The organism is Streptomyces sp. NPDC004658 (assembly GCF_040609555.1).
Classification (GTDB): Bacteria; Actinomycetota; Actinomycetes; order Streptomycetales; family Streptomycetaceae; genus Streptomyces.
Map to the genome: position 1 here is coordinate 1 of NZ_JBEXKG010000300.1, position 4,733 is coordinate 4,733.

3 protein-coding genes are annotated in these 4,733 nt (G+C 72.9%); 1 reads left to right on the forward strand and 2 read right to left on the reverse strand.

Annotated elements, in window-relative coordinates; translation table 11 throughout:
* The coding region (locus tag ABZV94_RS40260) for a Xaa-Pro dipeptidyl-peptidase (RefSeq protein WP_356349847.1) at nt 1-1,944 on the reverse strand (1,944 nt) is incomplete at its 3' end.
* A 175-nt stretch (nt 1,945-2,119) separates the two neighbouring features.
* Between ABZV94_RS40260 and ABZV94_RS40265 the strand changes: the two genes are divergently transcribed.
* Nucleotides 2,120-3,607 carry a M1 family metallopeptidase gene (locus ABZV94_RS40265; RefSeq protein ID WP_356349849.1) on the forward strand — a complete coding sequence of 496 codons (1,488 nt, stop codon included), beginning with the start codon at nt 2,120-2,122 and terminating at the stop codon, nt 3,605-3,607.
* A 65-nt stretch (nt 3,608-3,672) separates the two neighbouring features.
* Here ABZV94_RS40265 and ABZV94_RS40270 read toward each other — a convergent pair whose 3' ends face one another.
* On the reverse strand, nt 3,673-4,590 hold the full coding sequence (locus ABZV94_RS40270; RefSeq protein WP_356349852.1) for a PfkB family carbohydrate kinase: 918 nt from the start codon (nt 4,588-4,590) through the stop codon (nt 3,673-3,675).
* Between the last annotated feature and the right edge of the window lie 143 nt (nt 4,591-4,733).

The following is a 4,733-nucleotide window of genomic DNA, read 5'->3' on the forward strand; positions in this document are numbered from 1 at the left end:
GCCCGCCGGAACGTGCCGGACGGTACGCGGAAGCCCGACGCCGTCCAGCACCGCCGGCGCCGGCGGTGCACCGCCGGCCGAGGTGGCCCGGGCGAACGCCGCCGCACCGCCCACCACCGGCACCGTCGCCGACGTACGGGACAGGTCCACGGTGAGCGTCGGCCGGCTGGACGGGGGGTCGATGAGGTCCTTGTCCGTACCGGCGACGATCAGGGCCAGCCGGTGCCCCGCGGGCACGACGTGGTCGGTGGCCGCGAGGTCGAGGGTGATGGTGTACGCCCTGCCCGGTGTCAGCGGGACGCCCCGGGCGGGCCAGGCGTAGTGGCCGAGGTCGGCCCAGCCCCGGCTGACCACGGTGTCGTCGACGGCGGCCGTCCTGGCCGCGGTCTCCTTGAAGCAGGCGCTGTCCCCGGCCGTGCTCCCGCCCCAGCAGCTGCGCTCGGTGAGGGTGGTGATGCCCTCGGCGCTGTCGGCGTAGTCGCGGATGGTGTCCGGGCCGACGTCGACCAGCACGGCGGACAGATGCGCGGAGCCGGTCGTCGGGGTCGCGGTGACCGTCACCGTGGAGGAACCGGACAGGCGCAGGTCCCGGGTGAGCGGCGCCGTGAGGAAGCCCGCCTTCTCGGGCGTGGCCGTCGTGAGGTGCGCGGCCCAGTCGGTCTCGCTCAGCGCCGGGTCGTCCGTGAAGCTCTCGGTGCCGGTGCCCGGGCGCAGCCCGAGGGCGCCGACGCCGGGCTCGCTGCCGGCGGCCGGGTGCAGGACGGCGGCGCGGGTGCCGCGCGGCGGCCAGGCGGCGGAGGTCACCCACTGGTCGGGGTGGCGTTCGATGTCGGCCATCGGCTCGCGGTCGATACCGTTGTCGTAGCCGAGGAGTTCGTGGTCGAACCAGCGGTGCAGGGTGTCGACCCAGGCGCCGCGCCGGTAGTCGAAGGGGTCGACGTGCCCGGTCTGGGAGAGCCAGATCTTGCGCTCGACGCCGTGCCGGGCGAGGGCGTCCCACCACTGGCCGAAGTGCTTGGTGCGGACGTTGAGGTCCTGCATCCCGTGCACCAGGAACACGCTGGCGCGCACCTTCGCCGCGTCCTTGACGTAGTCCCGCTCGGTCCACAGCGGGGTCCAGTCGCCGCTGCGCGGGCTGCCGTCGGCGAGCCTCTTCTGCGCGGCCGCGCAGTGGGCCTGCGCGCCGGCGCTCTCGACGTAGCCGGCCAGTTCGTCGGGGCCGCCGTCGTAGAGCGGGGCGCCCTTGGCGAAGTAGTAGTCGTACCAGGAGGAGATGGCGCTGATCGGGACGATCGTCCGCAGGCCCTTGACGCCGGTGGCGGCGACGCCGTTGGCGATGGTGCCGTCCCAGCTCTTGCCGATCATGCCGGTTCTGCCGTTGGTCCAGCCGGCCGTCACCGGGGTGCCGCCCGTGCGGCTGGTGTAGGCCCTGGCGCGGCCGTTCAGCCAGTCGACCACGGCCTTCGCCGACAGGATGTCGGACCGGCCGCCGACGTCGACGCAGCCGTCGGAGCGGTTGGTGCCGGCGAGGTCGACGCCGACGAAGGCGTAGCCGCGGGGGACGAAGTAGTTGTCGTAGAACAGCGGCATCTGGACGACGTGGCCCTGGGCGTCGTACGTCTTGCGCTGGCTCTCGTTGCCGCGTCCGCAGCAGGAGTAGTAGGGGCTGGCGTCCATGATGACGGGTACCTTGCGGCCCTGGCGGGCGGGTTCGGCGGGCCGGACGATGTCGGCGGCGACGCGGTCGGTCCGTCCGTCGCCGTCCTCGTCGAGGCCCGTGTCCACCCACACGGACTCGCGGACGGCGTCGGCGTAGGAGTAGACGGGTCTGCTCTCCCGCGGCGCGGCCTGGGCGGCGGCCGGGGTGAGGAAGGCGGCCGTCAGGGCGGCGACGGCAGCGGTGACGAGCGTTCTCCAGGTCGTGGAGCGCGTACGTTTCGGCATGCGCGGACGGTACTCCCGTCAACGCCCGTACAGAAGAAGGCCTTGCGGTGCGCGTGACGGCTGAATGGCGATCGTGTGACAGAAGTGGCGATGGACAGGTCAGTGGTCACAGGGACTGAATAGGCTCCGAACAGATCTCCGAACGGACGCACAGTCCCTACGACTTGGAGCTGACGTGCACCGCAGAATCATCGCACCGGGCGCGCTCGCGGCGGCCTCCCTCCTGCTGGCGATCCCGGCATCGGCCGCGAGTTACTCCCCCGGCGCACCGGGCATCGGCGACCCCTACTACCCGTACTACGGCAACGGCGGCTATGACGTCTCGCACTACGACCTCAGGCTCCAGTACCAGCCGAAGACGGACGAGTTGCAGGGCACGGCGACGATCCTGGCGAAGACCACCCAGGACCTGTCCAGCTTCGACCTGGACTTCCTGCTGGACGTGAGCGAGGTGCGGGTCAACGGCGCCAAGGCGTCCTTCTCGACGTCCGGCCAGCACGAACTGGTCGTCACCCCGAAGACCCCGCTGGCCAAGGGCACCGCGATCACGGTCGTGGTCCGCTACAGCGGAGTGCCGTCGACAAAGAGTGCCTACGGCTTCTCCACCTGGCACCGCACGCCGGACGGCGCGGTGGCCGCCGACGAGCCCGAGGCCGCGTGGTGGTGGTTCCCGAGCAACGACCACCCGAGCGACAAGGCCACCTACGACGTGTCCGTGGCCGTGCCGGACGGCACCCAGGCCATCTCCAACGGCACGCTCCAGTCGACCAGTTCGAAGCTGGGCTGGACCCGCTACAACTGGCGGCAGAACAAGCCGCAGGCGACCTATCTGGCCACGCTGGCGCTCGGCAGGTTCGACATCACCACCAGCACCTCCGACGGCGGAGTGCCGGTCGTCAACGCCTACAGCAAGGACCTCGGGGACAACGACGGGGCCGCCCGGGCCAGCGTGGAGCGCACCGGTGAGATCGTGGACTGGCTGAGCGGCTACTTCGGGCCGTATCCGTTCGGTTCGGCGGGCGGCTACGTGCCGAACACCACCACCGGCTACGCGCTGGAGACGCAGACGCGCGTCTACTACAGCCCGCGTCAGTTCGCGAACGGCTCCAACACCTCGGTGGTCGTGCACGAACTGGCGCACCAGTGGTACGGCGACGACGTGTCGGTCAAGGGCTGGAAGGACATCTGGATCAACGAGGGCTTCGCCCGGTACGCGCAGTGGCTGTGGTCCGAGCACGAGGGCGAGGGCACCGCGCAGGAACTCGCCGACTACGTCTACGCCTCGCACCCGGCCGACGACGCCTTCTGGACGGTGAAGCCCGGCGACCCGGGCCCGGACGAGCAGTTCGGTGCCGCCGTGTACGACCGGGGCGCCCTCGCCATCCAGGCGCTGCGCAACGAGATCGGTGACGACGCGTTCTTCGCGATCCTGAAGGGCTGGCCGAAGGAGCACGCCTACGGCAACGCCTCGGTGGCCGACTTCCAGAAGTACGCCGAGCGGGTGTCCGGCAAGCCGCTGGCCGCGCTGTTCGACACCTGGCTGTTCCAGCCGGAGAAGCCGGCCGCGCCGGCGGTCCGGGGCCTGGCGAAGTCGGGTACGGCGGTGGAGCGGCCGAAGTCCTGGAAGAAGATCGAGGCGACGAACGCCGTCCACGGGCACTGATCCCGGCGCCCGCCCCGCGAGGCGGGCGCCTCACCCGGCTGCGGGCCCGACGTCCCACGGCGCCTTCAGCGGCTCGGGTCCGACGCCCGTCGCAGCAGCTCGTCCCGGCCTATCGCGTCCGCGCGGGTGGCCGGGACGGTGCAGGCGTAGGCGCCCGCGACGGCGCCGTACCGGGCGCACCGCTCGGGCGGCTCCCCGTTGAGCCTGCCGTAGAGGAACGCGGCGGCGAAGGCGTCGCCCGCGCCGTTGGAGTCCACCACCGGCGCGGGCGGGGCCGCCGCCGGTATCCGGGTCAGCTCGCCGCCGGCCAGCAGGTGGGCGCCCTCCGCGCCGGCGGTGGCGACGACGGTCTCGGCCCGCCCGCGCTCGGCGATGCGCCGCATGGTCCGCTCGGGGTCGGTCAGGGCGGCGGCCGACAGGAAGACGACGTCGGCGGCGTACGCGAACGGCTCGTGGTACGGGTTCTCGCCGTCCCAGTCGTGCAGGTCGGTGGAGAGCGGCACGCCCGTCTCGCGCAGGACCGGCAGGGCGTGGGCGCAGGGCTGGGTGATGGTCACGTGCACATGCCGGCTCGCGGCGGCCAGCGCGCGCAGGCGGGCCTCGGGGAAGCGGTCGTCGGGGTGGGCGCGGCTGGTGTCGTACAGGGACAGCCGGCGGCCGTCCGGGCCGACGAGATTGACCGCCCGCTTGGTGCCCGCCGGCTGCGGGAGCGCGGTGAGGGCGATGCCGTGCTCGCGGTGCAGGGCGCGCACGAGGTCGCCCTCGGGGTCGTCGCCGATCAGGTCGAGGTGGTGGGTGCGCAGCCCCAGCCTGGCCAGTCCGAGGGCGATGAAGTCGCCGGTCTGCCCCGCGCGGGTGCGGATCCCCGAGTCGATCATGTAGCTGTCGGCGTACGGCAGGGGCAGCTCGGGGACGGGGATGATCGTGTCCACACCGGCCCCGCCCAGCACCAGTACGTCGGTCGTGTCCGTTCGCCCGGTCATCCCGCGTCCTCCCCCTCCGCGCGCCCTCCGCCGGGCGCCCCCGACGGCACGGTGGCGGGGGGGCCGGGGGGGGGGTGGGACCCCCCCCACCCCCCCACCGCGCGGGGGCGGCCCGGCGCGGCGGGCCCCGCCAAGTCACGCCG

Coding starts and splice junctions, on each gene's coding strand:
- ABZV94_RS40270 (WP_356349852.1), bottom strand. CDS start 4,590: ATGACCGGGCGAACGGACACGACCGACGTACTGGTGCTGGGCGGGGCC.